The following is a 26,214-nucleotide window of genomic DNA, read 5'->3' as shown; positions in this document are numbered from 1 at the left end:
GGGTCGCTCAGGTCAGCTGCTTGGCGAACCAGTGCTCCGCGTAGTCGTTGTCGTTGTACGGCGCTGTCTCCTCGTATCCCAGGCGCGCGTACAGGGCGCGGGCCTCCACCAGATCGTTGCGGGTGTCGAGCACCATCCGCCCGGCGCCCAGCGCGCGGGCCGCATCCTCGGCGGCGGTCACCAGGAGCGGGGCGCCGCCCTTGCCACGCACGTCCGGGTGCACGAAGACCCGCTTGAGCTCGGCGGTCGCCGGATCCATCAGGCGTACGCCCGCCATGCCCGCCGGGCGGCCGTCATGACGGGCCACCAGCAGCACACCGCCGGGAGGCGCCAGGTAGTCGCCCCTGTCGGCGGCGATCTCGCGCTCCAGCTCGTCAGCCTGCGTGCGACGCCCCTCGTGCAACAGGTACCAGCGGTCGCTGACCTCCGTGTAGTACGCCCGCCACAGCGCGGCGGCGACCGGGGAGTCGAAGGGTTCCGGGGCGATGGTCCAGCTCATGCGGCACATTCTCCAAAGGGCCCGGGTGGGGCACGCAAACGAATTACGTGCGCCCCTCCCGGGCCGTGCGGCGGCACGGGGCCGGGCGGCTCGTTTGGGGGCGGCCGTCCGGGCAACCCGGGCGGGAGACGGCCCGCCGGGCCGTAAGACCTGAAGGCAACCCCGGAAGGCACTCATGTCCACAGGCTGGATCATCGCTCTGATCGTGATCGTGATCGTGGCGGCCGCCCTCGCGGGCGCTGCCGCCGTGTCCCCGAAGGCCCGGGGCGCGGTCGGCGGTCGGAGCCTGAAGCGCCGCTTCGGACCGGAGTACGAGCGGACCGTGGCCCGACACGACGGCGACACCAAGGCCGCGGAGCGCGAACTGTCCGAGCGGCTGAACAAGTACGGCGCGCTGAACGAGCACCCTCTGGAGCCGGCCGAGCGCGAACGGTACGCGGCGCGCTGGGCGGCCGCGCAGGAGCGCTTCGTCGACTCCCCGGGTGAGGCGGTGGCCGAGGCGGACCGCCTGCTCGCCGAGCTGGCGGGCATGCGGGGCTTCCCGGACGGCGCACGCTACGAGGAGCAGCTCGACGCGCTGTCCGTGCACCACGCCCACCACGTCCACGGCTACCGCCGGCTGCACCGGGCCGCCCACACCCCGGACACCGGCATCTCCGCGGACGGCTCGGACACGGAGGAGATGCGTGAGGCCATGCTGGAGGCGCGTGCGCTCTTCGAGGACCTGGTGGCACCCCCACGCCGGCAGTCGGTCGGCCCCACCGAGAAGACGCCCCGGCACGCCGCCGGCAACGCCGGGCCGTCCCGTCTGCCGTGGGCGTTCCACAGGCAGCATGTGAAGGGGAGTTGAGGGCGATGACGGAATGGACACCGGGCGGCGCCGCCGAACGCCCGGAAGCGACGGGGCGTCGGCCCGACACCGGAGAGCCCCGGTCGGCGGCGGAGTTCAGGCCCGAGACGGGTGAGCGCCGGTCGGGCGCGGAGTTCCGGCCGGAGGCAGGGGAGTCCCGGGTCGCGGGCGAGTACCGGCCCGGGACGGGTGAGCCCCGGTCGGCGGCGGAGTTCCGGCCGGATACCGGCGAGTCCCGGCCGTCCCCGGCGGACTCCTCGCGGGAGCCCCGGCTGCTGCCGCGCGACGAGTGCGACAAGTTCGAGCTGCGGTTGCAGCACGCGGTCGGCAGGTTCGTCGACCGGCCCAAGGAGGCCGTGGAGGAGGCGGACCAGGTGGTCCAGGAGGTCGCCTCGCGCCTCGCGGAGGCCGTGTCCTCCCGGCGCCGGACCCTGAAGGCGTCCTGGCAGGAAACGGGCGACGCCGCCCACCCGACGGGCGACACGGAACAGCTGCGACTGGCGCTCCGGGACTACCGGGCGACGGCGGAGCGGCTGCTGAACATGTGAGCGGCCCCCGGGGCGAGCGGGGCCCGCCCGGAATGCGAGCGGCCCCCGCCGGGCGGGGCCGACCCGGACGACACCTCCGGGTCGGCCCCGCTCGCTGTGTCACCGCGCCGGCCCGGCGGCCGCCCGGCTGGACGGCCGCTGTGGTCGGCCTGCCGCCTTCCCGGCCCCTCTTCCGGGCGCTCAGCCCGCTCCCGAGCGACCCCTGTGGCGTTCGCGCCACTCCTCGACGACGGCCTCCACGTCGTACGGCTTCAGGCCCAGCGGCGGGCCAGGCGGCGGCTTGAACATCATGTCGCGGATCTTCACGTTCAACTGCTCGACCAGTCGCCGTGCCACCCGCTCCGACGGTGCCCGAGCGGCCTCCGCCAGCGTGTCCTCCGCCTCCTTGCGCAGGGCCAGCGTCGGCGGCAGGACCGAGATCCCCTCGCGGGCCATCTTGCGCTTGATCCACCACAGCTCGTCGTACGCCGTGTCGCTGACGGCCGGTGACGGCTCGCCCGCGCCGGCGAGGTTCGAGAACTCGCCTCGTGCCTGGGCGTCACGGATCTGCTTGTCGGCGAACGACTCGAAGCTGACACCGGGTGGCTTGCGCTCGGTCATGGGTTCATTGTGCGCGACGTCACCCGGCAGGGCGATCGGGCGAATTATCATTCCGGCGCGGCACGCCAATCGGGCCGGACCGCAGCACACTTGAACCGCCGCACCAGAAGGAGCGCACGTGCTCGAACTCACCATGGCCTCGGTCTCCGCGGCGGACGCCGGGGCGACGGCCGGCATGCAGATGGCCGACGCGCCCAGCGACCCGGGCACCGTGCTGCGGGTGGGCCGGGACAGGTCCGTGTGCCGGCTGGCGACCCCCGACGACTGGCTGTTCGTCTCCCGCGTCCATCTGGAGTTCCAGTGCGGCCCCGACGGTGTCTGGCAGGTCACCTGGCTGCGCGGCTCCCAGCCCGACCCCTCCTCAGAGGTCCTGCTCACCCTCGCCGGGCACCCCGCGCAGCCCCTGCCCTACGGCGGGGCGGTCCAGCTCCCGCAGGGCGCCCCCGGTGAGCTGGTCATCCAGGACCGCACCGCCCCGCGCAGCGTCAACGTGGGCTTCTACCAGGAGGCCTGAGGACCGCCCGGGTGGTCAGCCCACCACCCGGGCCAGCGCGAACCCGTCGTGCCCCTTGCTGCCCACCGTCTGCACCGCCGTCGCGCTCAACTTCGGGTTCGAGGCCATCAGTTCCAGCGCGGCCCGGGTCCCCCGCACGCTCGGGTCCTCGCTGCCCGCGTCGGTGACCTGGCCGCCGCGCACCACGTTGTCGAGGACGATCAGGCTGCCGGGGCGGGTCAGTTTCAGCGCCCACTCGACGTAGCGCGCGTTGTTGACCTTGTCCGCGTCGATGAACACCAGGTCGAACGGCTCGGGCTGTTCCTCGGCCAGCTTGGGCAGCGACTCCAGCGCCGGACCGACGCGCACCTCCGTGATCCCGGCGAGGCCCGCTCGTTCCAGATTCCGGCGGGCGACCTCCGCGTGCTCGGCCCGGTACTCCAGCGTGATCAGCCGGCCGTCCGGGGGCAGGGCGCGGCCCAGCCAGATCGTGCTGTACCCGCCGAGCGTGCCGATCTCCAGGATGCGGCGGGCGCCCTGGATCCGGGCCAGGAGCTGGAGCAGCTTGCCCTGGTTCGGCGCCACGTTGATGTGCGGCAGTCCCGCGGCGTCGCTGTCCCGCAGGGCCGCGGTGAGCGCCTCGTCCTCGGGGGCGAGCAGGTCCGTGAAGTAGGCGTCGACGTCGTCCCAGAGCTGTTGCGCTGTGCTCATGCACCATGCCTTTCATATGGCTGGTTAGATCACCTAACTAGGCTCGCTAACGAATATAGCCAGGGCAGGGTGGCGTGTCAGCCGATTTCCACCAGTCGGGTGACGTGCCGCACTGTCGAGCGGCACGTCACCCGGGAGTCGGCTCAGGTGGACCGGATCAGCGCTTCGCGCCCCGCTCCAGCGACGGTGCCGAACCCGGCAGCGGGCGGCCCGCCGACTCGGCCATGAACCACACCGCGGCACCGCCGATCACGGCCGCCGCCATCATGTAGTAGGCGGGCATCATCATGTTCCCGGTCGCGCCGATCAGCGCCGTGACCACCAGCGGGGTCGTGCCGCCGAACAGCGACACCGAGACGTTGAAGCCGATCGACAGCGAGCCGTAGCGGACGCGGGTCGGGAAGAGGGCCGGCAGGGCGGACGGCATGGCCGCCGTGAAGCAGACCAGCAGCAGACCCAGCGCACCCATGCCGAGCGCGACCGCGAGCAGACTGCCCTGGCGGATCAGCAGGATGGCCGGGACGGACAGGAACAGGAAGCCCGCGCACCCCGCCGCGATCACCGGACGGCGGCCGACCCGGTCGGTCAGCGCGCCCACGAACGGCTGCACGATCATCATCAGCGCCATCACGGCGAGCACGACCAGCAGCCCGTGCGTCTCGTCGTACTTCAGCTCACTGGTCAGATAGCTCGGCATGTAGGACAGCAGCATGTAGTCGGTGACGTTGAAGACGAGCACCAGCCCCATGCACAGCAGCAGCATCTTCCACTGGCCGGTGATCATCTCGCGCAGCGGCACCTTGGGCCTGGCGGCCTCGGCCTTCTCCACCTCGGCCGCGAACGCCGGGGTCTCCTCCAGGCGCAGCCGCAGGTAGAGCCCGATGACGCCCATCGGACCGGCGATCAGGAACGGGATCCGCCAGCCCCAGGACACCAGGTCCTCGGAGGACAGCAGGGCCGTCATCAGGGTGACCAGGCCCGCGCCGCCGATGTATCCGGCGAGCGTGCCGAACTCGAGCCAGCTCCCGAGGAAGCCGCGCCTCTTGTCCGGCGCGTACTCGGCGATGAACGTGGACGCGCCCGCGTACTCGCCACCGGTCGAGAAGCCCTGCACCAGCCGGGCCACGAGCAGCAGGGCCGGCGCGCCGACGCCGATCGCCGCGTAGGACGGGATCAGGCCGATCGAGAACGTGCCGATCGCCATCATGATCATGGTGACGGCGAGCACCTTCTGCCGCCCGACGCGGTCGCCGAGCGGCCCGAAGACCATGCCGCCGAGCGGGCGGACCAGGAAGGCCGCGGCGAACGCGCCGAAGGTGGACAGCAACTGCGCGGTGGAGTTGCCGGACGGGAAGAACACCTTGCCCAGCGTGACCGCGATGTAGCTGTAGACGCCGAAGTCGAACCACTCCATGGCGTTGCCGAGCGCGGCGGCCTGTACGGCGCGCTTGACCAGCGCCGGATCGGTGACCGTGGCCTTCGGGCGATCGGTGGACGGGGGTGCGTCGGATACTGAGGGTGGAGCGACGGTCGGCAAGATTCCGCTCGCCTGCCTTTCGACGGGGACAAGGACGGGGCCCGCCGTCGTCAGGGCGTACGAGGGTGTACGCCTGATACCTGTTCGCACGTCTTCGTGTCTGTTCGTACGCCTCGTACGTCGTCGTACGTCTGCTGCGTCTCGTACGGCGGGCCGGAGGCCGCACACGGGGCCGAGCCGGGGCCTGCCGCACGAGGGACGGGCCGGGGGCCGGCCGTGAGGGCCGACCCAAAAACGACCATAAGGGAACTTGCCGCCATAACGGACCGTAGCCGGTCCATCGCCCAGAGCGCGAAAAACGCGATGTCCAGGGGCGACGGGTCCGCTGTGCCCGTTCGGCCGCCGGTCATTCTGTGATCCATCTCGCGTACCGAAGCCGGAACCGAACCGTCCGCGCCCGGTCGCCATGCTGCTGAAGGGGGGAGCGGACCTCCGGGTGAGGGGGTTGCCCCGGGTTGCCCGCGTCCCACAGTGAGGGGGGCGGGAACCTCATAGAGTCGGGGCAGCGACCGGCGAAACGGGACATACGGGACCGATGCGGCGGGAGGACCGACGAGGCGCGGCGAACGTGGAGCACACCTCTCCGAGGCCGCCCTGCACCTGGAGATCGATTGCCTCGAGACCATGCGGGAGCAACTGGGCCACCTGTTGTCCTTCGACAACAACCCTCTGATCAACATCCAGGTGCTGCCGTTTTCGGCCGGAGCGCATGCGGGACTTCAAGGCCCGTTCGACGTCTATCGATTCGCGAGCGATCCGACCATCGTCTACACCGAGGGGTACGGCAGCGGGCATCCAACCGCCAATCCGGACACCGTCAAAGACTGCTCGCTCCGTTACGATCATCTTCAGGCCGCCGCACTGTCCCTAAAGGACTCGGCGACGCTGATCCGGCGCGTGATGGAGGAACGCTATGGAGAGCAAGGCGAAGCCGGCAGGGATCCAGTGGCGTAAGTCCAGCTACAGCGGCGACCAGGGCGGCAACTGCGTAGAGATCGCCGCCGCCCCCTGCGCCACCGTAGCCGTACGCGACTCCAAGCCCCCCGCCGGACCGGTGCTCACCCTCGCGCCGGCCGCCTTCACGGCGTTCGCCTGCTGGGCGGCTACAACCGCTGAATGATCGTCCCGGTCGCCAGCCCGCCCCCGGCGCACATCGTCACCAGCGCGAACTCCTTGTCGGTGCGCTCCAGTTCGTGCAGTGCCGTCGTGATCAGCCGGGCCCCGGTCGCTCCCACCGGGTGACCCAGCGCGATCGCGCCCCCGTTCACGTTCACCTTCTCCAGGTCCTGGTCGAAGACCTGTGCCCAGCTCAACACCACGGACGCGAACGCCTCGTTGATCTCCACCAGATCGATGTCCCTCAGGGACATCCCGGCCTTCCCCAGTACCGCCTTGGTCGCGTCGATCGGGCCGTCCAGGTGGAAGTGCGGGTCGGAACCCACCAGGGCCTGGGCCACGATCCGGGCCCGCGGGCGCAGCTTCAGCGCGCGCGCCATCCGCTTCGACGCCCACATGATCGCGGCCGCGCCGTCCGAGATCTGCGAGGAGTTGCCCGCCGTGTGCACCGCCGTCGGCATGATCGGCTTCAGCCGGGACAGCGCCTCCATCGACGTGTCGCGAAGGCCCTCGTCCCGGTCGACAAGTCGCCACATGCCCTGGCCGGCCCGCTGCTCCTCCTCCGTCGTCGGCACCTGCACGGCGAACGTCTCACGTTTGAACCGCTCCTCCGACCAGGCGATCGCCGCTCGTTCCTGAGAGATCAGGCCCAGCGCGTCCACGTTCTCGCGGGTGAGGCCGCGGTGGCGGGCGATCCGCTCGGCTGCCTCGAACTGGTTGGGGAGGTCCACGTTCCACTCGTCGGGGAAGGGCTTGCCCGGACCGTGCTTGGAGCCCGAGCCGAGCGGCACCCGTGACATCGACTCCACACCGCAGGAGATCCCGACGTCGATCACGCCTGCCGCGACCATGTTGGCCACCATGTGCGACGCCTGCTGGGACGAGCCGCACTGGCAGTCGACCGTCGTCGCCGCCGTCTCGTAGGGCAGGCCCATCGTCAGCCACGCCGTGCGCGCCGGGTTCATCGACTGCTCGCCGGCGTGCGTCACCGTGCCGCCGACGATCTGTTCGACGCAGTCGGCGGGGATGCCGGTGCGGCCGAGGAGTTCACGGTAGGTCTCGCCCAGGAGGTAGGCGGGGTGCAGATGGGCGAGCGCGCCGCCGCGCCTGCCGATGGGGGTGCGCACGGCTTCGACGATCACGGGTTCCGCGGCCATGGGGGCTCGTCCTCTCCTCGGTCACCCGCGCGGCGCGGGCGTCCCGGCCCACCCGCCACGCAGAACTAGTACGCGTTCTAGTTCTGTGTGCAGTTTGCTGACAGAGCGTCCAGGGCCGCAAGGGTCGTGCAGCCTCCGAAGTCGTGATCTGCACGAGTCTCGCACGCAATCGGGGCGCCGTGCCCCTTGCGGCTTGTAGAACCCGTTACTACCTTCACCGCAATTCCTGATAGACCGTCAGAATGGTGGGGGTCGCCCATGCCCTGTCCCGCGCTGCCCGACGGGTTCGACTTCACCGATCCCGATCTGCTGCACCACCGCGTGCCCCTGCCGGAGTTCGCCGCACTGCGCCGGGCGGAACCGGTGTGCTGGATACCCCAGCCGGCCGGGCTCGCGGGCTTCCAGGATGCGGGGTACTGGGCGGTCACCCGGCACGCCGACGTCAAGTACGTCTCCACGCACCCCGAGATCTTCTCCTCGTCCCTCAACACCGCGATCATCCGGTTCAACGAGCACATCGAGCGCGACTCGATCGACGCCCAGCGGCTGATCATGCTGAACATGGACCCGCCCGAACACACCCGGGTCCGCCAGATCGTCCAGCGCGGCTTCACCCCGCGCGCCATCCGGGCCCTGGAGGAGCGGCTGCGGGCCCGCGCCCGGGCCATCGTGCAGGGCGCCCTCGCCCACGACGGTCCCTTCGACTTCGTCACCCAGGTCGCCTGCGAACTGCCGCTGCAGGCCATCGCCGAGCTGATCGGCATCCCTCAGGACGACCGGGCCAAGATCTTCGACTGGTCCAACAGGATGATCGCGTACGACGATCCCGAGTACGCCGTCACCGAGGAGGTCGGCGCCCGGTCGGCCACCGAGATCATCGCGTACGCCATGAACATGGCCGCCGACCGCAAGCAGTGCCCGGCGAAGGACATCGTGACGACGCTGGTGGCCGCCGAGGACGAGGGGAACCTCAGCTCCGACGAGTTCGGGTTCTTCGTGCTGATGCTGGCCGTCGCCGGCAACGAGACCACCCGCAACGCCATCACGCACGGCATGCACGCCTTTCTCACCCACCCCGGCCAGTGGGACCTCTACAAGCGGGAGCGGCCCCGTACCGCTGCCGAGGAGATCGTCCGCTGGGCCACCCCGGTCAACGCCTTCCAGCGCACCGCCATCCAGGACACCGAGCTCGGCGGCAAGCAGATCAGGAAGGGCGACCGCGTGGGGCTCTTCTACTCCTCCGCCAACCACGACCCCGAGGTCTTCGACCACCCCGACGACTTCGACATCACCCGCGACCCCAACCCGCACTTCGGCTTCGGCGGCGGAGGCCCGCACTACTGCCTCGGCAAGTCCCTGGCCGTCCTGGAGATCGACCTCCTCTTCGACGCGCTCGCCGACGCCATGCCGGACATCAAACCGGCCGGCGACCCGCGCCGCCTGCGCTCCGCCTGGATCAACGGCGTGAAGGAGCTCCCGGTCACCGCGGGCTGACGGACCCGGGCCGCCGGCCTCCCGGCGCCGCCGGCCCGACCCGAGGGAGGCAGGGGCATCACCCCTACGCCCCGCCCCTGCCTCCCCCGAGACTCGCGCGGCGCGGCCGCCTCGCCGTCCGGGTCGCCCACTCGCCGTGCTTGCGCACCGAGGGGTGTGCCTGAGCCGGGGCGGCTTCACGCGGCTGACGGTGACCGCGCCCGGCACCTACCGGACCGGCTCGCGGTACGCGTGGTCACCGGAACCGGGGCGCTGCCGACGCCCGCGGGGCGCCGCCGGCACCCGCGGGGCGCCGCCGACGCCCCGCGGGCCGCGGCGCAGACGCCGTCACTCCCGCTCGGACGCGACCACCGCGAGCACGGCCGTCGCCACCGCCGTGAGCAGCAGGGGCCAGCCCAGGCCGTGGTGGACGACCAGCCACCCGCCCAGGACGGCGCCCGCCAGCAGTGAGATCGCCGAGGCCGCGCGGCGCCGGGAACGCCTGCCCGTGCCCCCGCCGAGCCGGGAGTCCGAGGCGAGCCCGGTCAGGGTCGAGGTGAGGACGGTGGTCGTCGTCAGGTCGGGCACGGCCAGCTTCCGTACCGTCGCGTTGCGCACCCCCATCGCGAAGGCCGTCACCGCGATCAGCGTGTACCTGGTCGTGGTGGTGCCCGGCGCGATGAAGGCGACCGCCGCCGACGCCCCGAGCAGCACCGCCTCGACCGCGAGCGCCAGCCGGGCCCAGGCGCGCCGTGACCCGCCGCCGTACCGCCGGCCCGCGCGGCCGCCCGCCACCGCCCCCACCAGGAACGACCCCAGCGAGACCACCGCGTGCGAGGTGGAGAAGCCGGGCGCCCCGGCGGCGGCGAAGCCGAGCACCACCACGTTGCCGGTCATGTTCGCCGTGAAGACGTGCCCGAGCCCGAGGTAGCTCACCGCGTCGACGATCCCGCTGATCACGGTCATCACGAGGAGCGCGGGGACCAGACGCAGTCCGCGCGTTCCGGGTTCCTCCACCGGTGTGTCAGTGCTCATAGAGGCCTCCGGGCAGTGGGACGGGCGCGGTGTACCCAGGTACACCCCGGACGCGGGGGATGTTCGGATGTCCGGGCGAACGGGGCGGCCCATAGCCTCGGATCATGAGTGAGGACACGTGCAAACACCAAGAGAACCACACGAGTTGGACGGTCGGACGCGGGCTCGCCGCCGCCGCGGCCCTCCTGCTCGCGGGCCTCGCCGCGGCCCCCGCGGTCGCGGCGACGCACACGCCGGACGCGCCGGACACGACAGCGCCCCGTCGCGGCACCCTCGTCTCGCTTACCCCGGTCCTGTCCCGGGACGCCACCGGCGTACGGACCTTCCTGGCCGGCCGGGACATCGCCACGGACACCGTGCGGTACGGCGTGACCGGATACCGGCTGACGTACCGGACCGTCGACCCGTACGGGAAACCCACCACTGCCACCGGTCTGCTCACACTGCCCGCCGGCGGCGCGCACCGGCTCGACCTGGTGTCGGACACGCACGGCACGATGGTGTACCGCGGTGACGCCCCCTCCGTGGGCGACGACTTCGGCCGCATCCCCTCCTACCTGAACGCGAGCGCCGGCCGTGCCGTCGCCGCGCCCGACTATCTGGGCCTCGGCGAGGGCCCCGGCCGACACCCCTACATGGACACCCGCTCCTCCGTCACGGCGTCCGTCGACATGCTGCGCGCGGCCCGTACGGCGGCCGCCCGCCTCGGCCGGCCGCTCACCGGCGACGTCTATGCGACGGGCTTCTCCCAGGGCGGGCAGGTCGCGATGGCGCTCGGACGCGCGCTGCGGCAGGGGGCCGACCGGACGTTCCGGCTCAAGGCACTGGCGCCCGTCAGCGGCCCGTACGACATCGAGGGCCAGGAGGTCCCGGCGCTGTTCGACGGCCGGGTCAACGACACCAGTGGTGTGCTGTACACCGCGTACTGGCTGGTCGCGCAGAACCGCCTGCACCACCTCTACGACAAGCCGTTCGAGGTGTTCCGCGCCCCGTATGCGGACCGGGTGGAGGCCCTCTTCGACGGCACCCACGCGGACGAGGACGTCGTCAAGGCGCTGGCGCCCAGGGTGAGCGAGCTGCTCACGCCCGCTTTCCACGAGCGGATGCGGCATCCGAGCGGTGCGCTGCGGACCGCGATGCGTGCGGCCGACGGCACCTGCGACTGGAAGCCCGAGGTGCCGGTGCGGCTGTACGCGGGGGCGGCCGACACCGACGTGCCGATCGGGAACGCGCGCAGCTGCGCCGCCGGACTCACCGGGCACGGCGGGCGGGTGCGGCTCGTGAACCAGGGGCAGGTGGACCACTTCGGGTCGTTCGTCGTGTCGGCGCCGCAGGTGGTGCGGTTCTTCGACGCGGTGCGCCGCTGACCGGAACACGCCGAAGGCGGCGGCCCCGGATTCGGGGGCCGCCGCCTTCGTGCGGTCGGTCGTGGGACCTGTGTGGTCGCTCGGGACCGCTGTGGTCGCGTGGACCGGCTCTATCAGTACCAGTGGTGGGTGGACCAGAAGTTCCACGCCGCCGCGGGGCTGCCGTAGCGGGAGTTCATGTAGTCCAGGCCCCACTTGATCTGGGTCGCCGGGTTGGTCTTCCAGTCCGAGCCGGCGGACGCCATCTTCGAGGCGGGCAGCGCCTGGACCAGGCCGTAGGCGCCGGAGGAGGCGTTGGTGGCGTGGGGGTTCCAGCCGCTCTCATGCGAGACGATCTTGTTGAACGCTTCGTACTGCGCCGGGTCCGGGATCATCTGGTGCGCGATCGCCTGGGCGGAAGAGGCCGAGCCGGACGCCGAGGTCGGGGTGGCGGCCTGGGCGGGCGCCGAGGTGAGCAGCGCGCCGGTGGCGGCGGCGGCGACGGCGGTGGCGGCGATGGCCTTCTTCGGGGAAGCGATGCGGCGGATGAAGGAGACGGTCACAGGAAACCTTTTCGTTCGGGTACATGGGGGCCGCGAACATGCCGGAACCACGAGGAACGCGGTGGGGGGCATGCGTCGGCGCCGCGACCCGGGTGGGCTCGTCGGCGCCTGGCGACGTCATCCAGAGAAGCAGGCCGGCGAGATGTCCGCAATGACCCCTTTTACTAGTTGTGGTCGCACCCGTCGGAAAAGTCTCGTGTGTGACCTGGCTCTCAAACCGCAGGTCGCGCGGGCAATTGGCGTAGGCATGCCATGCGAGTCGATCTACGGCCGGGCATCGTAGGTGACGGTGGTCACGTGGGGCTCGTCACGGTTTGGGTCACTTATCGCCAATAGCGGGTATACGGTGCGAAATCGTGCGGTGTGACCCGCGCCGCACGAACGGGGGCGGAGATGTGACCGGGGTCGCAGGCGTGAAGCCCGGAAGGCTGCTCGGGTCCGGTCGCAGTGCGGACGTGTACGAGATCGACGGGACCTGGGTGCTGCGCCGCTACCGGCACCCGCACGGGGACGCGGCCGCCGAGGCCCTGGTGATGGGGCACCTCCGCGACCACGGCTACCCTGTGCCCGGCGTCCGCGCTGCGACGCGCGGCGACCTCGTGATGGAGCGGCTGTACGGCCCGACGATGCTGGACGCGCTCGTGGCCGGCCGCCTCGGCCCCGAGGAGGCCGGCGCGATCCTCGCCCGGCTGCTGCGCGAGCTGCACGCGCTCCCCGCCCGCCGCTCCGCCGCCCCGGCCGTCCGCATCCTCCATCTCGATCCCCACCCGCTGAACGTGATCACGACCGCGGACGGCCCCAGGGTCATCGACTGGGCCAACGTCGAGGAGGGGGCGCCCGGGCTTGACTGGGGCATGTCCGCGGTGATCCTGGCGCAGGCCGCCGTGGTCGGCGAACCTCACGTGGACGGCGTGCGCGAACTGCTGGGCGCCATGCCGGCGGGCCAGGCCGGTGCCTCGGCGCTCACCGAGGAGGGTCTGGCGCAGGCCCGCAGTCGCCGCACGGCGAATCCCACCATGAGCGACCGCGAGGTCGAAGCCCTCGGGGAGGCCGAGGCGTTGGTCCGCGCGCTGCTCCGGCGCTGATCCGGAAGACAGGCCTCAGCCGGCCGGGAGCCGTGTGGTCGGGCCGCCGAAGGGCAGGTGGAGGGTCCGCGAGGCGAGCAGCCAGGCGCCGTCGGACTTGCGGAACGTGTCCTCGTAGTGGCCGACCTGGACCGGCGGGCCGGGCGGCACCATGGCGCCGGAGTAGCCGTCGACGCGGTACGTCGTGAAGTACGACGTGGCCTCGGCCGTGTCCGGCGACGTCACCGTGACGAGGATGTTGGACATGATCCGGCGCGAGAGCCGGTCCGCCGGCCGTGACCCGAAGTACTCCCGCAGTGCTTCCCGTCCCTCGGACCGCCGCCCGTCTCCCGGTGCCGGCCACTGCCAGACGCCGTCCTCGGTGAACAGCTCGGCCACGGAGGAGGGCTCGCCCAGGTCGAGGCGGCGGACGAAGTCGATGACGAGGCGCTCACAGGCGCGTTCGGCCAGAAGGCGTTCCAAGGGGTCCATGTTTTCCATGTCTTCGATGTCGTCCATGTGTCTGGGTACCGGCCGCGGAACGCGCCGTGCCGGCGCTTTTTCACGCCGTCACGTACGCCACCGGATCGCTCCCCGCCACCGCCTCCGCCCGGCCCAGCTTCACCAGCCGGCGCAGATGGGCCTCGGCCTCCGCGACCGCGATGTGCCGTGAGCCGTACGGGATCTGCTCCCAGGGACGGTTCCACTCCATGCGCTCGGCGAGCTGCCAAGGGGTGAGCGGGGCGGACAGCAGGGTCAGCAGCCCGGTCAGCCGCTCCCCGTGGTGCGCCAGCAACTCCCGTACGCGGCCCGGCGCGTCGGTGAACGGGTGCTGATGGGCCGGCAGCACCTCGGCGGGCTCCAGGCGGCCTACGCGCTCGAGGGAGTCGAGGTAGTCGCCGAGCGGGTCGGTCGCGGTGGTGTCGTCCGGGTCCTCGTACAGGCCGATGTGCGGGGTGATCTCGGGGAGGAGGTGGTCGCCCGAGAACAGGCGGCCGTGGCCGGGCAGTCCGGCGGGGTGGTCCTCCTCCAGGTGGAGGCAGACGTGGCCGGGAGTGTGCCCCGGCGTCCAGATCGCGCGCAGGCGGCGCCCGGGGAGGTCGAGAAGTTCCCCGGGGACGATCTCACGGTCGGGCAGCGCGGGGGTGAGGCCCGGCAGGGCCCGGCGGCCGCGCGCGGCGCGCAGCGGGGCCAGGTGCTCCTCGGGAGCGCCCGCCGCGGCCAGCTTGTCGGCCATGTACGCGTACCAGCGCTCGGGGCGGGTCTCGCGGGTCCGCCGTACGACCGCGGTGTCCGCCGCGTGCATCGCGACCCACGCGCCGGACGCCTCGCGGACCCTGCCGGACAGGCCGTGGTGGTCGGGGTGGTGGTGCGTGATGACGACGCCGAAGACCTCGGCGGGTGAGGCGCCGCACGCCGCCAGGCCCCGCGTGAGCGCGTCCCAGGAGTCCGGGTCGTCCCAGCCGGTGTCGATCAGCACCGGGCCGCGGTCGGTGTCGACGAGGTGGACGAGGGTGTGGCCGAGAGGGTTGTCCGGGATGGGAACCCTGAAGGACCGTACGCCCCCGCCGTGGTCGCGCACCTGTGTCACCGGCTCCCCGCCCTGACTCGTCGTCATCGCGCCTCCACCCCGCCCACCCTTCGCCATGGCCCACTATAACTAGAACTGGTTTCACATCAGAGCGGCCGGACGAAGCTCCGCCCCGGCCTGCGCCGACCAGCTGGAAAACCGTCGTTGCCGGCAGGGGTCCCGAGGTCAGGCCGTGGCCTCGGCCAGCCGCTTCATGCCGGGCTGGTCGGTCACGCAGCCCACCAGGCCGAGCGCCCGGGCCAGTGCCAGGTCGCGCTCGTCGTTGACGGTCCAGGCCATCACGTCGATGCCGGCGGCGCCGCACTTCTCCACGATGGCCCGGTTCAGCTGGCGCAGCTCCACGCTGACCAGGGTGGAACCGACCCTCTGGGCGCGGCCGACGAAGGTGTCGCGGTGCGCGCTGGGACCTGCCACCAGCACGGTGCGGGCCTGCGGCAGGAGGTTGTGGATCTCGACCAGCGCCACGTCGTGGAACGACAGCACCGAGACCCGGTCCAGCAGGTCGCGGTCGGTGAGCACCTTGGCCAGCGACCGGGCGGCGGCCACGTCCTTGATCTCCGCCTGGATCGGCAGCGTCGGCCCGACGGCGTCCAGCACCTCCTCGAACGTCGGGATGCGCTCGCCGAGACCGGCGTCGAGCTCCTTGAGCTTCCGCAACTCCTGGTCGGCGATCGGACCGGAGCCGTCCGTCGTGCGGTCCAGGGTCTCGTCGTGCATGACGACAAGCCGGCCGTCCTTGCTCAGGTGCAGGTCGAGTTCGATGCCGTCCAGCCCCTCGCGTTCGGCCCGCAGGAAGGAGCGCAGGGTGTTCTCCGGCTCGGCAGCCATGACACCGCGGTGGCCGATGGTGAAGAAAGACACTCGGTTGCCGTCCTCGGGTGTGGTGGTGCGGGGCAGCCGCACGAGTGTCGAACCCCGCACCGGGCGGCGGGCGACCGCCCGTCGGAGCGCCAAGCCTAATGGGCCTGTCCGGCCGCGTGCTCGGCCCGCCGGGACCGCGCCGGAGCGCGCCCCGAGACACACGATCCGAGATCGCACCGCCTGTCTCGCCGGCCATGGCCGGCGCGGCTTGGCGGCACCCCCACATGAGGCAAACCCGCTGGTGGGGGCCTATTCGGCCCCGAACCTGGCTTAGTTGGACCAGAACTGGTATCAGTTCTGAAATGCCGTCAGATACGGTACCGCCGGCTCCGCAGGAGGCAGTCGCCATGACCGAGCTCGTGGAACACGGACAGCTGTTCATCGGCGGGGAGTTGACCGACCCCCTGGGTGAGGACGTCATCGAGGTGGTCTCCCCGCACACGGAAGAGGTCATCGGGCGGGTGCCGCACGCCTCGCGGGAGGACGTCGACCGGGCCGTCGCCGTGGCGCGCCGCGCTTTCGACGAGGGGCCCTGGCCGCGGATGGCGCTCGACGAGCGGATCGGGGTCGTGACGAGGATCAAGGACGCGATCGCGGTACGGCACGAGGAGATCGCCCGCGTGATCTCCTGCGAGAACGGCTCCCCGTACTCCTGGAGCGTCCTCGCGCAGGCGCTCGGCGCGATGATGGTGTGGGACGCGGCGATCACGATCGCGCGCGACTTCACGTATGAGGAACGGCGGGACGGCGTTCTCGGGAGGATCCTGGTGCGGCGCGAGCCGGTCGGGGTGGTGGCGGCCGTCGTGCCGTGGAACGTGCCGCAGTTCGTGGCCGCCGCCAAGCTCGCGCCCGCGCTGCTCACCGGCTGCACGGTGGTGCTGAAGCCGTCGCCCGAGTCTCCGCTCGACGCGTACCTCCTCGGTGAGATCGCCCGTGAGGCCGGGCTGCCCGAGGGTGTGCTGTCGATCCTGCCCGCGGACCGCGAGGTCAGTGAGTATCTCGTGGGGCATTCGGGGATCGACAAGGTGTCCTTCACCGGCTCGGTCGCGGCCGGCAAGCGGGTCATGGAGGTCGCCGCGCGGAACCTGACGCGCGTGACCCTGGAGCTGGGTGGGAAGTCGGCGGCCGTGGTGCTGCCGGACGCGGACGTCGGGACGACCGTGGCGGGGGTCGTCCCGGCCGCCTGGATGAACAACGGCCAGGCCTGCGTCGCCCAGACCCGCATCCTGGTGCCGCGCTCGCGCTACGACGAGTTCGCCGACGCCTTCGCCGCCGCGGCGAGCGCCCTCGTCGTCGGTGACCCGCTGGACCCCGCGACGCAGGTCGGGCCGCTGGTGGCGCGGCGGCAGCAGCAGCGCAACCTCGACTACATCCGCATCGGCCAGGAGGAGGGGGCGAAGATCCTCACCGGCGGCGGGCGGCCCGCGGGTCTGGAGCGTGGCTGGTACGTGGAGCCGACGCTCTTCGGCGACGTGGACAACTCCATGCGGATCGCCCGGGAGGAGATCTTCGGGCCCGTCATATGCCTGCTGCCCTACGGTGACGAGAGCGAGGCCGTGAAGATCGCGAACGACTCCGACTACGGGCTGAGCGGCAGCGTGTGGACGGCGGACGTGGAGCACGGCATCGAGGTCGCCCGGCAGGTCCGTACCGGGACGTACTCGGTGAACACCTTCAGTCTCGACATGCTCGGCCCCTTCGGCGGCTACAAGAACTCCGGGCTCGGGCGGGAGTTCGGCCCCGAGGGGTACGGCGAGTACCTGGAGCACAAGATGATCCATCTGCCGGCCGGGTACGGGGAGGCGTAGCCCATGGGAGACCGTTGGCGCATCGAGGTCGACCGCTCGGTCTGCATCGGCTCGGCGCAGTGCGTGCACCAGGCGTCCGGCGCCTTCCGCCTCGACTCGGCCCGCCAGTCCCATCCCGTCACACCGTACGCCGACGCGGGGGAGCAGATCCTTCAGGCGGCGGAGAACTGCCCGGTGGAGGCCATCGTGATCACGCTGGCGGGAAGCGGGGAGCCGGTGTTCCCGCCGGGGGAGTAGGCGGGGTGACGGGTCCGGGCGACGGGTCCGGGCTACGGGTGGGTGATATGCCCGAAAAAAATATAAAAATCATGGTTCGGGGTCTTCCATCCGGCCGCAGAAGTCCTAACCTAGAAGTTGCCTACGAGGCGAGTGAAGGAACTCGACCGGAGATGCCGACTGGGGCGTGAAGTTTAGGCTTCCGCTGTGGCCGACATCGACGGTCGACAGGCTGGAAGGTCGAAAGACCGGAAGGTCGACCGGAACCCGTCTCGTAGGTCTTTTCGTGCCCTGGTTCCGTGGTCCTTGTGTGTCCTAGTCGCGCGCTCGGGCGTCCGTGAGGTCGATCAGTCGGCACACCGTCTCGATGTCGATCCTCACCTGCGCGATGGAGGCGCGGCCGGAGAGCCAGGTGATCAGCGCCGAGTGCCAGGTGTGCTCGATGACCCGCACCGCCGAGAGCTGGTCCGGCGTCGGGTCGCCGTCCAGGCCCATCGCGTCCAGGATGATCGCCGTCGTCTGCCGGGAGACCTGGTCCACCTCGGGGGAGACGCTGCGGTCGGCGAAGGTGAGGGCGCGGACCATGGCGTCGGCCAGGTGCGGCTCGCGCTGGAGGGCGCGGAAGGCGCGCATCAGGGTCTCCGCCACCCGCTCTGCCGCGGTCCGACCGGCCGGCGGCTTCTTCCGCAATGTGCCGTGCATGCGCTCCAGTTGGTCCTGCATGGTCGCGACCAGCAGGTGCACCTTGGAGGGGAAGTAGCGGTACAGCGTGCCCAGCGCCACCTGTGAGGACTCCGCCACTTCCCGCATCTGCACCGCGTCGAAACCGCCCCGGCTCGCCAACTGCGCGCTCGTGTGCAGGATCCTGCGGCGGCGTGCCTCCTGCCGCTCGGTGAGCGGAGGTGAGGCCGGCTGCGCCGCCGGTCTCGCGGTACTGGCTGGCACCTTGGCTTCCGCAGGCATGGGTCCCGTTCCGTGACAGTCGGTGAGGGTGATGATCAGGTCGGTGAGGGGTGGCGGTCGGACAGCATGGCAGGGCGTCGGCCGTGGCGCGAATCACCCGATCCGCCGCTCACAGTGGCGCTACCTGCCGGTAGATTCAGAGGCTCTTGAACGATCAAGTCTGTAACTTGTTCTAGATTACCGTCCCCGCGTAGTCTCGCGGGAAACTGCAGGGAAGAAGGGGCCGAGAGTGACCGCTGAGGGCAGGGAGGCGGGTCCCGAGGGGGGTTCCGCCGCCGGTGGGGGTCCCTCCCTGTTCGAGCGCAATCGAGAACTTGGGGGAGGCCGGCCGCTGCGCATCGCACTCCTGACGTACAAAGGGAACCCGTTCTGCGGCGGTCAGGGCGTGTACGTACGGCACCTCTCCCGTGAGCTGGTCAGGCTCGGCCACCAGGTCGAGGTCATCGGCGCGCAGCCCTACCCGGTGCTCGACGAGGGCGAGGGCCTTCAGGGCCTGTCCCTCACCGAACTGCCCAGCCTCGACCTGTACCGCCAGCCCGACCCCTTCCGCACCCCCAAGCGCGACGAGTACCGGGACTGGATCGACGCCCTCGAGGTCGCCACGATGTGGACCGGCGGCTTCCCCGAGCCCCTGACGTTCTCCCTGCGCGCCCGCCGCCATCTGCGCGCCCGACGCGGCGACTTCGACGTCGTGCACGACAACCAGACGCTCGGCTACGGCCTGCTGGGCGATGTGGGCGCGCCGCTGGTGACCACCATCCACCACCCCATCACCGTGGACCGGCAGTTGGAGCTGGACGCTGCCGAGGGCTGGCGGCGGCGGCTGTCCGTACGGCGCTGGTACGCGTTCACGCGCATGCAGAAGCGGGTCGCGCGCCGGCTGCCGTCGGTGCTCACCGTCTCCGGCACCTCCCGCCAGGAGATCGTGGACCACCTGGGAGTCGACCGGGACCGCGTCCACGTCGTCCACATCGGCGCCGACACCGACCTGTTCTCGCCGGATGCGTCGGTGCCGCAGGTGCCCGGCCGGATCGTCACCACCTCCAGCGCGGACGTGCCGCTCAAGGGCCTCGTCTTCCTCGTCGAGGCGCTCGCCAAGGTGCGGACCGAGCACCCCGGGGCGCATCTCGTCGTGGTCGGCAAGCGCGCCGAGGACGGGCCCGTCGCTCAGGCCATCGAGCGGTACGGGCTCGAGGGCGCCGTCGAGTTCGTGAAGGGCATCTCCGACGCGGAGCTGGTCGACCTGGTGCGGTCGGCCGAGGTGGCGTGCGTGCCGTCGCTGTACGAGGGGTTCTCGCTGCCCGCGGCCGAGGCGATGGCGACCGGTACGCCGCTGGTGGCCACCACGGGCGGTGCCATACCGGAGGTCACGGGCCGCGACGGGGAGACGTGCCTGGCGGTCCCGCCCGGTGACGCCGGGGCGCTGGCCGCGGGCCTGAGCCGGCTCCTGGCGGACCCGGAGCTGAGGGCACGGCTCGGCGCGGCGGGCCGCGAACGGGTGCTGCGGCACTTCACCTGGGCGAAGGCGGCGGAGGGGACGGTGGCGCGGTACCGCGAGGCCATCGCCCTCACCCAGACCCGGCTCGGCCCGCTCGGGGGCGCCGCCGCCGAAACAGTCGCCGCCCCCGCAGCCGCCGCCGAAGACATCGTCGTACCCAACCGCGAAAGCAGGGCCACGTGCTGACCGTCGACTTCTCCCGGTTCCCGCTCGCCCCGGGCGACCGCGTCCTGGACCTCGGCTGCGGTGCCGGACGGCACGCGTTCGAGTGCTACCGCCGCGGCGCGCAGGTCGTGGCGCTGGACCGGAACGGGGAGGAGATCCGCGAGGTCGCCAAGTGGTTCGCGGCGATGAAGGAGGCGGGCGAGGCCCCGGCCGGCGCCACCGCGACGGCGATGGAGGGCGACGCGCTCGCCCTGCCCTTCCCCGACGAGTCCTTCGACGTCGTGATCATCTCTGAGGTCATGGAGCACATCCCGGACGACAAGGGCGTCCTCGCCGAGATGGTCCGGGTGCTCAAGCCGGGCGGCCGTATCGCCGTCACCGTGCCGCGCTACGGCCCCGAGAAGGTCTGCTGGGCGCTGTCCGACGCCTACCACGAGGTCGAGGGCGGCCACATCCGCATCTACAAGGCCGACGAACTGCTGGCGAAGATGCGGGAGGCGGGCCTGAAGCCGTACGGCACGCACCACGCGCACGCGCTGCACTCGCCGTACTGGTGGCTGAAGTGCGCGTTCGGCGTCGACAACGACAAGGCGCTGCCGGTGCGCGCGTACCACAAGCTGCTCGTCTGGGACATCATGAAGAAGCCGCTCGCCACCCGCGTCGCCGAGCAGGCGCTGAACCCGCTGATCGGCAAGAGCTTCGTGGCGTACGCGACCAAGCCGCACCTGCCGCCTCTCGCCGAGGGCGCCAGGACCGCAGAGACCTCCGAGGCGGCCGCCAAGTGACCACCCCCCGGACAGAACACCTCGTCCTGCCCGGGGTCCTCACCGCCGAGCAGGCCGCCGCGACCGTCGCCGGGATCCTCGCCGTACAGCGGGAGGACGGCGCCATACCGTGGTTCCGCGGGCACCACCTGGACCCGTGGGACCACGTCGAGGCGGCGATGGCGCTGGACGCGGCGGGCGAGCACACGGCGGCCGAGCGGGCCTACGACTGGCTGGCACGAAACCAGAACGAGGACGGGTCCTGGTACGCGGCCTACGCCGACGGCGACCCGGAGCAGATCACCGACCGCGGCCGTGAGACGAACTTCGTCGCGTACGTGGCCGTCGGCGTCTGGCACCACTACCTCGCCACCGGCGACGACACGTTCCTGGACCGCATGTGGCCGACGGTGTACGCGGCGGTCGAGTTCGTGCTGCGGTTGCAGCAGCCGGGCGGGCAGATCGGCTGGAAGCTGGAGGACGACGGCACGGACGTCACCGACGCGCTGCTGACCGGCTGCTCCTCCATCCACCACGCGCTGCGCTGCGCGCTCGCGATCGCCGAGCAGCGCGAGGAGCCGCAGCCGGACTGGGAGTTGGCGGTGGGCGCGCTCAGGCACGCCATACGCCGGCACCCGGAGCGGTTCCTGGACAAGGACCGCTACTCGATGGACTGGTACTACCCGGTGCTGGGCGGCGCGCTGACGGGCGCCGAGGCCAAGGAGCGCATCGAGGCGGAGTGGGACCGTTTCGTCGTCCCCGGCCTCGGTGTGCGCTGCGTCGTCCCCAACCCGTGGGTGACCGGCGGCGAGTCGGCCGAACTCGCCCTGACCCTGTGGGCGATGGGCGAGTCCGACCGCGCCCTGGAGATCCTCCAGTCGATCCAGCACCTGCGGGATCCGAAGACGGGCCTGTACTGGACGGGCTACGTCTTCGAGGACGGCGCGATCTGGCCCGAGGAACTCACCACCTGGACGGCCGGCTCACTGCTGCTCGCCGTGGCCGCCCTGGGCGGCGACGAACCGACCTGCACGGTCTTCAGCGGCGAACAGCTGCCCCGGGGCCTGGACACCGACTGCTGTCCATAGCTCCGCGGACTGCTCGGTGCCGGTGGGGTGCCCCAGGGCTGTCGCGTTCAGCGGCAGCACTCAGTGGCAAGCGGCAGCACTCGGTGGCCGCGCTCAGTGGCCGCGTTCAGTGGCGGTGGATGCGGTTGGCGATGGCGTGGCCCACGAAGAGGTAGACCACCGCGGCGAGGCCGTAGCCCGCGACCACCCGCGCCCACGCCTCGTGGAACGTGAACAGGTCGTGGGACCAGCCGGCCAGCCATGCCGCCGCGTTGTGGACGAACTGCACCAGATCGTTGCCGGGGTTCGCGTTCAGCAGGTACATCAGGATCCACAGGCCCAGGATGACGGCCATGATGTCCGCGATCACGGCGATGACCGTACCGGCCTGATTCGCACCGTTGCGATATCGAGGGGACATGCCCTCCGGGTTGCCCGGCGATTCCCCGTCAAACTCGTGGAGGTCCGGGGACGACCGTGCGCGGCCGGGATCACCCGATCGCCACGCCCGGGCGGCAAGGCCGGGCGGTGTGGGTGAAGCTGTCGGTGGATCAGTCGGCTTCCCGGTCCCGGAGGCTCCCGTGCCCGCACCGATACTCCCCCGAGCTCTTCGAGCAGGGGGTGCCCCCACCCCCAAGCTCTTCGAGCAGGGGGTACCCCCACTCGTCGTGGCGCTCTTCCTCTGCTCCGCGCTGTTCGCCGGTGCCGCCGCCTGCGGTGACGGGAGCGCCGCGCAGCGGGCCGCCGCGTACATCGCGGTCCCCACGCCCACGCCGACCACCCCGGCGGAGCGGCAGAAGTTCGCCAGGGCGCGGTTCGCGGCGAACGCGGGGCTCGCGGCCGGGGCGGTCCACGAGTGGATCGTGAAGCCATGGAAGGCCGGTACGTTCAAGAAGGGCGCCAGGGGACGCAGGACCGCCCTGGCCAAGGCCGGACTCGCCGGCACCTTCGCCTACAACCGGCTCGGAGCCGCCGCACGCAACGCCCAGGGCGACCCCGCGCTGGCCAAGGGCCTCGCCCCGCTCGCGCCGGGCATCGACGGGCTCAAGGACCTGCCGTCCCGCCTGAGCAAGGGCGACGAGTCGGCCGTGGCGTCCTACGCCGGCCTCGTCGACAAGGTGAAGGCCGCGGCCAGGAAAGCGGGCGTCCCCGTCCGCAACCAGCTCCCGTCCGCCGCGCAGCTCGCACGCGGCTGACGGGGCCAACGGGGCACCGCCGTGCAGCGCTCCGCGGCGGTGCCCTACCCACCTGCGGTCAGTTCAGCTCGGCCAGCACCCGCAGCGTGTACGGGTCCGGGGCCAGCGCCAGCAGGTCCGTCACCGGGCCCTTGCGCCACAACTCCAGCCGCTCCGCGATGCGTCCACGCGGCCCGACCAGCGAGATCTCATCGGCGAAGGCGTCCGGCACCGCCAGCACCGCCTCCTCGCGCCGCCCCTGAAGGAACAGCCGCTGGATACGGCGCGCCTCCTCCTCGTACCCCATGCGCGCCATCAGGTCGGCATGGAAGTTCCGGGCCGCGTGCCCCATCCCGCCGATGTAGAAGCCGAGCATCGCCTTCACCGGCAGCAGCCCTTCGGCGACGTCGTCGCATACCTTCACCCGCGTCATCGGGGCCACGACGAACCCCTCACGCAGATCGGCCGGCGCCGCCCCGTACACCTGCGGGCGGGTCGGCGACCAGTACAGCGGCAGCCAGCCGTCCGCGATCCGCACCGTCTGCGCCACGTTCTTCGGGCCCTCCGCGCCCAGCAGGACGGGCAGGTCGGCGCGCAGAGGGTGCGTGATCGGCTTCAGGGGCTTGCCGAGGCCGGTGCCGTCCGGGCCCGGGTAGGGCAGGGGATGGAAGCGGCCGTCCAGCTCCACCGGCGCCTCGCGGCGCAGCACTTGACGTACGACCTCGACGTACTCGCGGGTCGCGGTGAGCGGTGAGCTCGGGAACGGGCGCCCGTACCAGCCCTCCACCACCTGCGGCCCCGACAGGCCGAGGCCCAGCATCATGCGCCCGCCCGAGAGGTGGTCCAGGGTGAGGGCGTGCATCGCGGTGGTGGTGGGGGAGCGGGCCGCCATCTGGGCAACCGCCGTACCCAGCTTGATCCTCGACGTCCGCGCGGCGATCCAGGTGAGCGGCGTGAACGCGTCCGACCCCCAGGACTCGGCGGTCCACACCGAGTCGTAGCCGAGCCGTTCCGCCTCCCGCGCCAGCGCGACATGGTCCGTCGCGGGGCCCCGACCCCAGTAGCCGAGCGCGAGTCCGAGCCGCATCCCGCCACCCACTTCTCTGATGAAGTATCAGATCCAAGGAGTGGCAGCGACTCTACGACAACGGCCCCCCGCCCGGAAGGGCGAGGGGCCGTGCCGACGGGCGGTGGGGCTCAGCCGCGCTGGATGCCGCTCGTGTCCTGGAGCACACCGCGGCGGCCGTCCTGCGTCTGCGCCACCAGGGCGGGGCCGCGCTGCTCGACGGCCAGGTACCAGGTGCCGGGCGCCAGTTCGGCGATCGGCGTGGGCGAGCCGTCCTCCGGGAACAGCGGGCGCGGCACCGGCACCGCGAACCAGAACGGCGAGAAGTCCGCGGCGGGAACCGTCTGCTGCGGCTGCTGCCCGCCGAACGGTTGCCCCTGCTGCGGCTGACCGTAGGGCGACTGCTGCGCACCCGGGTAGCCGTACCCGCCCTGCGGCTGCCCGCCGTAGGGCTGCGGGGCTGCGGGCTTGGGGGCCGGGACGAGGGCGGCCTGCAGGGCCGGCACCAGCGGCGTGGCGATCGCGGCGGCGGCCATGACGACAGTGGCGACGAGGCCGAGGATCAGGCCGGTGCCGGCGCTGACGCTGCCGCCGCCACCGAGGTTGTCGACACCGCCGATCGGGTCGAAGACGTTGCCGAGCGCGCTCCAGGCGGCGAAGACCGTGAAGGCGACGCCGAACTGACCGAGGTCGAGACCGGCGACCTTGGGCACCTGCGGCAGACCGTGGGCGACGACGACCAGCGCGGCGCCGATGATGCCGGCCAGGAAGACGCTCAGCAGGAGCGGTCCGCTGGCCCAGGCGCTCGGGATGTCCGCGCTGCTGGGCGCCCCGTCGATCGAGTAGATGTCGAGGAACGACGCGATGAACAGCAATACCGCTGCTCCGATCACCACGCCGTCGCCTCTCGTGAGGGAGCGGATATTCACTTCGGGTCCTTCGTCTGTCGTCTCGTCGTCGGAGGAGGCGTCGCTGTCACCATGTCGACCTCGGGCCGCGGTGTGAAGCGCGGGGGTGACCCCTCATCGTAGGGATGACACTATCGTCAGCCCGGTCGGGGTGTCCGCCGGGTCGGAGCCGATGATCGCTACCCGCGCAGGAAACTCACGATTCCCTCAGAGATGCCCTGCGCCGCCTTCTGCCGCCACGATCCGCTGGTCAGCTGTGCCGCGTCCTTGCTGTCGCGCATGTTGCCGCACTCGATGAAGACCTTGGGAACCGTTGACAGATTGAGACCGCCGAGATCGCTCCGTACGACGAGACCGGTCCCGTCGCCCACGTAGTTGGAGGGCGCGCTCCCGGTGACGCGGACGAAGTCGCCCGCCACGCGCTCGCCGAGGTCGCGGGAGGGGCCGACGATGCGACGGGTGTCCGCGGCGCCCTTGTGCACCGAGGCCGGCAGGATGACGTGGAAGCCGCGGTCGCCCTGGGCCGCGCCGTCCGCGTGGAGGGAGATCGCCGCGTCCGCGTGCGCCTCGTTGCCGATCCGCGCCCGCTCGTCCACGCACGGCCCCCACGACCGGTCGCCGTCCTGCGTGAACTTCACCGTGGCACCCTGCTGCTCCAGGAGCGTGCGCAGCCGGCGCGCCACGTCCAGGGTGAACTGGGCCTCCGTGTAACCCGAGTTGGTGGACGTGCCGGTGGTGTCGCACTCCTTGGAGTTCGTACCGATGTCGACCTTGCGGTTGATCTCGGCCGTGTGGTGGACGTTGCCGGGGTTGTGTCCGGGGTCGACGACGACGACCTTGCCCGCGAGCGGCTTGGAACCGGCCCGTGCGGTGGACGACGCGTCCGGCTGCTCGGCGCTGTCCGCGCCACCGGCCGGGGAGGCCGGGGAGCCCGGGGCGACGGCGGACGGCGCGGTACCCGCGGACCTCGTCGTGGGCGTCCCGCCCGCCGATCCACCGCCGCTGTCGGCCACCGCCTCGTAGACCAGCCAGCCGAGCAGCGCCGCCGGCACCAGTGCGGCCACCGCGACCGTCAGCGGCCCGCGCCGACGGCGGCGGGGTTCGGGGGCATCGAAGTCCGGTCCAACGTACGACATGCCT

At 71.6% G+C, this 26,214-nt stretch carries 28 protein-coding genes and 1 pseudogene; 14 read left to right on the top strand and 15 right to left on the bottom strand.

Annotated elements, in window-relative coordinates; all coding sequences use genetic code 11:
- Positions 1–7 precede the first annotated feature (7 nt).
- Positions 8–499, bottom strand: a complete 492-nt coding sequence (locus SY2F82_RS01980; protein WP_200417158.1) for a GNAT family N-acetyltransferase — start codon at positions 497–499, stop codon at positions 8–10.
- A 175-nt stretch (positions 500–674) separates the two neighbouring features.
- Here SY2F82_RS01980 and SY2F82_RS01975 point away from each other — a divergent pair, with 175 nt between their 5' ends.
- Both SY2F82_RS01975 and SY2F82_RS01970 read left to right on the top strand, forming a co-directional pair.
- The gene (locus SY2F82_RS01975) at positions 675–1,349 is read left to right on the top strand and encodes a hypothetical protein (protein WP_200417157.1); all 675 of its coding nucleotides are present in this window, start codon (positions 675–677) and stop codon (positions 1,347–1,349) included.
- Positions 1,350–1,354: 5 nt separating this feature from the next.
- Positions 1,355–1,897, top strand: a complete 543-nt coding sequence (locus tag SY2F82_RS01970; RefSeq protein WP_200417156.1) for a hypothetical protein — start codon at positions 1,355–1,357, stop codon at positions 1,895–1,897.
- Between the two features lie 180 nt (positions 1,898–2,077).
- Here the strand turns inward: SY2F82_RS01970 and SY2F82_RS01965 are convergent, their stop codons facing one another.
- Positions 2,078–2,497: a DUF1992 domain-containing protein gene (locus SY2F82_RS01965; protein ID WP_200417155.1), complete on the bottom strand. Its 420-nt coding sequence runs from the start codon at positions 2,495–2,497 to the stop codon at positions 2,078–2,080.
- A 118-nt stretch (positions 2,498–2,615) separates the two neighbouring features.
- Between SY2F82_RS01965 and SY2F82_RS01960 the strand changes: the two genes are divergently transcribed.
- Positions 2,616–3,011 (top strand): FHA domain-containing protein, encoded by a 396-nt coding sequence (locus SY2F82_RS01960; protein ID WP_200417154.1) that lies wholly within the window; start codon positions 2,616–2,618, stop codon positions 3,009–3,011.
- A gap of 15 nt (positions 3,012–3,026) precedes the next feature.
- Here SY2F82_RS01960 and SY2F82_RS01955 read toward each other — a convergent pair whose 3' ends face one another.
- Positions 3,027–3,701, bottom strand: a complete 675-nt coding sequence (locus SY2F82_RS01955; RefSeq protein WP_200417153.1) for an O-methyltransferase — start codon at positions 3,699–3,701, stop codon at positions 3,027–3,029.
- Between the two features lie 157 nt (positions 3,702–3,858).
- Positions 3,859–5,238, bottom strand: coding sequence for a glycine betaine/L-proline transporter ProP (proP, locus tag SY2F82_RS01950; protein ID WP_200417152.1), 1,380 nt, complete (start codon positions 5,236–5,238; stop codon positions 3,859–3,861).
- Between the two features lie 579 nt (positions 5,239–5,817).
- Between proP and SY2F82_RS01945 the strand changes: the two are divergent.
- Both SY2F82_RS01945 and SY2F82_RS01940 read left to right on the top strand, forming a co-directional pair.
- A pseudogene (locus tag SY2F82_RS01945) lies at positions 5,818–6,192 on the top strand (DUF5753 domain-containing protein); the annotation flags it as partial.
- Positions 6,152–6,358, top strand: coding sequence for a DUF397 domain-containing protein (locus SY2F82_RS01940; RefSeq protein ID WP_200417151.1), 207 nt, complete (start codon positions 6,152–6,154; stop codon positions 6,356–6,358). The pseudogene SY2F82_RS01945 and the gene SY2F82_RS01940, both read left to right, overlap by 41 nt.
- Here SY2F82_RS01940 and SY2F82_RS01935 read toward each other — a convergent pair.
- On the bottom strand, positions 6,342–7,511 hold the full coding sequence (locus SY2F82_RS01935) for a steroid 3-ketoacyl-CoA thiolase (RefSeq protein WP_200417150.1): 1,170 nt from the start codon (positions 7,509–7,511) through the stop codon (positions 6,342–6,344). The genes SY2F82_RS01940 and SY2F82_RS01935 overlap by 17 nt on opposite strands.
- A gap of 258 nt (positions 7,512–7,769) precedes the next feature.
- Between SY2F82_RS01935 and SY2F82_RS01930 the strand changes: the two genes are divergently transcribed.
- Entirely contained in the window at positions 7,770–9,005 is a 1,236-nt protein-coding gene (locus SY2F82_RS01930; RefSeq protein WP_200417149.1) for a cytochrome P450, read from the top strand.
- 327 nt (positions 9,006–9,332) lie between these two features.
- On the opposite strand, the gene SY2F82_RS01925 is transcribed toward SY2F82_RS01930, so the two are convergent.
- Entirely contained in the window at positions 9,333–10,019 is a 687-nt protein-coding gene (locus SY2F82_RS01925; RefSeq protein ID WP_200417148.1) for a YoaK family protein, read from the bottom strand.
- Between the two features lie 104 nt (positions 10,020–10,123).
- Between SY2F82_RS01925 and SY2F82_RS01920 the strand changes: the two genes are divergently transcribed.
- Complete coding sequence (locus SY2F82_RS01920; protein ID WP_200417147.1) at positions 10,124–11,386, top strand: alpha/beta hydrolase; 1,263 nt, start codon at positions 10,124–10,126, stop codon at positions 11,384–11,386.
- 113 nt (positions 11,387–11,499) lie between these two features.
- Here the strand turns inward: SY2F82_RS01920 and SY2F82_RS01915 are convergent, their stop codons facing one another.
- Positions 11,500–11,928 (bottom strand): transglycosylase SLT domain-containing protein, encoded by a 429-nt coding sequence (locus SY2F82_RS01915; RefSeq protein WP_200417146.1) that lies wholly within the window; start codon positions 11,926–11,928, stop codon positions 11,500–11,502.
- Between the two features lie 413 nt (positions 11,929–12,341).
- Here SY2F82_RS01915 and SY2F82_RS01910 point away from each other — a divergent pair, with 413 nt between their 5' ends.
- Positions 12,342–13,013 carry a phosphotransferase gene (locus SY2F82_RS01910; RefSeq protein WP_200417145.1) on the top strand — a complete coding sequence of 224 codons (672 nt, stop codon included), beginning with the start codon at positions 12,342–12,344 and terminating at the stop codon, positions 13,011–13,013.
- 15 nt (positions 13,014–13,028) lie between these two features.
- On the opposite strand, the gene SY2F82_RS01905 is transcribed toward SY2F82_RS01910, so the two are convergent.
- The 3 genes from SY2F82_RS01905 to SY2F82_RS01895 form a co-directional block, all read right to left on the bottom strand.
- Entirely contained in the window at positions 13,029–13,484 is a 456-nt protein-coding gene (locus SY2F82_RS01905) for a nuclear transport factor 2 family protein (protein WP_200417770.1), read from the bottom strand.
- A gap of 70 nt (positions 13,485–13,554) precedes the next feature.
- Positions 13,555–14,583: an MBL fold metallo-hydrolase gene (locus SY2F82_RS01900; RefSeq protein ID WP_200417769.1), complete on the bottom strand. Its 1,029-nt coding sequence runs from the start codon at positions 14,581–14,583 to the stop codon at positions 13,555–13,557.
- A 165-nt stretch (positions 14,584–14,748) separates the two neighbouring features.
- The gene (locus SY2F82_RS01895) at positions 14,749–15,444 is read right to left on the bottom strand and encodes a glycerophosphodiester phosphodiesterase family protein (RefSeq protein WP_200417144.1); all 696 of its coding nucleotides are present in this window, start codon (positions 15,442–15,444) and stop codon (positions 14,749–14,751) included.
- 347 nt (positions 15,445–15,791) lie between these two features.
- On the opposite strand from SY2F82_RS01895, the gene SY2F82_RS01890 reads away from it, so the two are divergent.
- Both SY2F82_RS01890 and SY2F82_RS01885 read left to right on the top strand, forming a co-directional pair.
- Positions 15,792–17,252, top strand: a complete 1,461-nt coding sequence (locus SY2F82_RS01890; protein WP_200417143.1) for an aldehyde dehydrogenase — start codon at positions 15,792–15,794, stop codon at positions 17,250–17,252.
- Between the two features lie 3 nt (positions 17,253–17,255).
- Positions 17,256–17,489, top strand: coding sequence for a ferredoxin (locus SY2F82_RS01885; RefSeq protein WP_200417142.1), 234 nt, complete (start codon positions 17,256–17,258; stop codon positions 17,487–17,489).
- Positions 17,490–17,783: 294 nt separating this feature from the next.
- Here SY2F82_RS01885 and SY2F82_RS01880 read toward each other — a convergent pair whose 3' ends face one another.
- Entirely contained in the window at positions 17,784–18,431 is a 648-nt protein-coding gene (locus SY2F82_RS01880) for a TetR family transcriptional regulator (protein WP_200417141.1), read from the bottom strand.
- A gap of 229 nt (positions 18,432–18,660) precedes the next feature.
- On the opposite strand from SY2F82_RS01880, the gene SY2F82_RS01875 reads away from it, so the two are divergent.
- The 3 genes from SY2F82_RS01875 to SY2F82_RS01865 are packed head-to-tail and all read left to right on the top strand — an operon-like array spanning position 18,661 to position 21,946.
- Complete coding sequence (locus SY2F82_RS01875; protein ID WP_374707111.1) at positions 18,661–20,115, top strand: glycosyltransferase family 4 protein; 1,455 nt, start codon at positions 18,661–18,663, stop codon at positions 20,113–20,115.
- Complete coding sequence (locus SY2F82_RS01870) at positions 20,109–20,879, top strand: class I SAM-dependent methyltransferase (RefSeq protein WP_200417140.1); 771 nt, start codon at positions 20,109–20,111, stop codon at positions 20,877–20,879. The genes SY2F82_RS01875 and SY2F82_RS01870 overlap by 7 nt, the downstream gene beginning before the upstream one ends.
- The gene (locus tag SY2F82_RS01865; protein ID WP_200417139.1) at positions 20,876–21,946 is read left to right on the top strand and encodes a prenyltransferase/squalene oxidase repeat-containing protein; all 1,071 of its coding nucleotides are present in this window, start codon (positions 20,876–20,878) and stop codon (positions 21,944–21,946) included. Before SY2F82_RS01870 ends, SY2F82_RS01865 begins: the two co-directional genes overlap by 4 nt.
- 106 nt (positions 21,947–22,052) lie before the next feature.
- Here the strand turns inward: SY2F82_RS01865 and SY2F82_RS01860 are convergent, their stop codons facing one another.
- Complete coding sequence (locus SY2F82_RS01860; protein WP_103841859.1) at positions 22,053–22,346, bottom strand: hypothetical protein; 294 nt, start codon at positions 22,344–22,346, stop codon at positions 22,053–22,055.
- 247 nt (positions 22,347–22,593) lie between these two features.
- Between SY2F82_RS01860 and SY2F82_RS01855 the strand changes: the two genes are divergently transcribed.
- On the top strand, positions 22,594–23,121 hold the full coding sequence (locus tag SY2F82_RS01855; RefSeq protein ID WP_200417138.1) for a hypothetical protein: 528 nt from the start codon (positions 22,594–22,596) through the stop codon (positions 23,119–23,121).
- Between the two features lie 58 nt (positions 23,122–23,179).
- On the opposite strand, the gene SY2F82_RS01850 is transcribed toward SY2F82_RS01855, so the two are convergent.
- The 3 genes from SY2F82_RS01850 to SY2F82_RS01840 all read right to left on the bottom strand — a co-directional run bounded on the left by SY2F82_RS01850 (position 23,180) and on the right by SY2F82_RS01840 (position 26,210).
- Positions 23,180–24,187 carry an LLM class F420-dependent oxidoreductase gene (locus SY2F82_RS01850; RefSeq protein WP_200417137.1) on the bottom strand — a complete coding sequence of 336 codons (1,008 nt, stop codon included), beginning with the start codon at positions 24,185–24,187 and terminating at the stop codon, positions 23,180–23,182.
- Between the two features lie 110 nt (positions 24,188–24,297).
- Positions 24,298–25,095, bottom strand: coding sequence for a DUF5336 domain-containing protein (locus SY2F82_RS01845; RefSeq protein WP_200417136.1), 798 nt, complete (start codon positions 25,093–25,095; stop codon positions 24,298–24,300).
- 158 nt (positions 25,096–25,253) lie between these two features.
- A complete protein-coding gene (locus SY2F82_RS01840; RefSeq protein ID WP_200417135.1) occupies positions 25,254–26,210 on the bottom strand; it encodes an N-acetylmuramoyl-L-alanine amidase in 957 nt (318 codons plus the stop codon).
- Positions 26,211–26,214 lie beyond the last annotated feature (4 nt).

The organism is Streptomyces sp. Y2F8-2, assembly GCF_014905555.1.
Lineage (GTDB): Bacteria > Actinomycetota > Actinomycetes > Streptomycetales > Streptomycetaceae > Streptomyces > Streptomyces cynarae.
Note: the sequence above shows the minus strand (reverse complement) of the source record. Positions and strands in the feature narration are given on the sequence as shown.

Excerpts from the sequence above, each read along its gene's own strand:
- SY2F82_RS01965 (WP_200417155.1), bottom strand. The coding sequence starts at position 2,497 with ATGACCGAGCGCAAGCCACCCGGTGTCAGCTTCGAGTCGTTCGCCGAC.
- SY2F82_RS01955 (WP_200417153.1), bottom strand. The coding sequence starts at position 3,701 with ATGAGCACAGCGCAACAGCTCTGGGACGACGTCGACGCCTACTTCACG.
- SY2F82_RS01925 (WP_200417148.1), bottom strand. The coding sequence starts at position 10,019 with ATGAGCACTGACACACCGGTGGAGGAACCCGGAACGCGCGGACTGCGT.
- SY2F82_RS01905 (WP_200417770.1), bottom strand. The coding sequence starts at position 13,484 with ATGGACCCCTTGGAACGCCTTCTGGCCGAACGCGCCTGTGAGCGCCTC.
- SY2F82_RS01935 (WP_200417150.1), bottom strand. The coding sequence starts at position 7,511 with ATGGCCGCGGAACCCGTGATCGTCGAAGCCGTGCGCACCCCCATCGGC.
- SY2F82_RS01880 (WP_200417141.1), bottom strand. The coding sequence starts at position 18,431 with ATGCCTGCGGAAGCCAAGGTGCCAGCCAGTACCGCGAGACCGGCGGCG.
- SY2F82_RS01850 (WP_200417137.1), bottom strand. The coding sequence starts at position 24,187 with ATGCGGCTCGGACTCGCGCTCGGCTACTGGGGTCGGGGCCCCGCGACG.
- SY2F82_RS01930 (WP_200417149.1), top strand. The coding sequence starts at position 7,770 with ATGCCCTGTCCCGCGCTGCCCGACGGGTTCGACTTCACCGATCCCGAT.
- SY2F82_RS01840 (WP_200417135.1), bottom strand. The coding sequence starts at position 26,210 with ATGTCGTACGTTGGACCGGACTTCGATGCCCCCGAACCCCGCCGCCGT.
- SY2F82_RS01980 (WP_200417158.1), bottom strand. The coding sequence starts at position 499 with ATGAGCTGGACCATCGCCCCGGAACCCTTCGACTCCCCGGTCGCCGCC.
- SY2F82_RS01970 (WP_200417156.1), top strand. The coding sequence starts at position 1,355 with ATGACGGAATGGACACCGGGCGGCGCCGCCGAACGCCCGGAAGCGACG.
- SY2F82_RS01885 (WP_200417142.1), top strand. The coding sequence starts at position 17,256 with ATGGGAGACCGTTGGCGCATCGAGGTCGACCGCTCGGTCTGCATCGGC.
- SY2F82_RS01940 (WP_200417151.1), top strand. The coding sequence starts at position 6,152 with ATGGAGAGCAAGGCGAAGCCGGCAGGGATCCAGTGGCGTAAGTCCAGC.
- SY2F82_RS01860 (WP_103841859.1), bottom strand. The coding sequence starts at position 22,346 with ATGTCCCCTCGATATCGCAACGGTGCGAATCAGGCCGGTACGGTCATC.
- SY2F82_RS01975 (WP_200417157.1), top strand. The coding sequence starts at position 675 with ATGTCCACAGGCTGGATCATCGCTCTGATCGTGATCGTGATCGTGGCG.
- SY2F82_RS01920 (WP_200417147.1), top strand. The coding sequence starts at position 10,124 with ATGAGTGAGGACACGTGCAAACACCAAGAGAACCACACGAGTTGGACG.
- SY2F82_RS01890 (WP_200417143.1), top strand. The coding sequence starts at position 15,792 with ATGACCGAGCTCGTGGAACACGGACAGCTGTTCATCGGCGGGGAGTTG.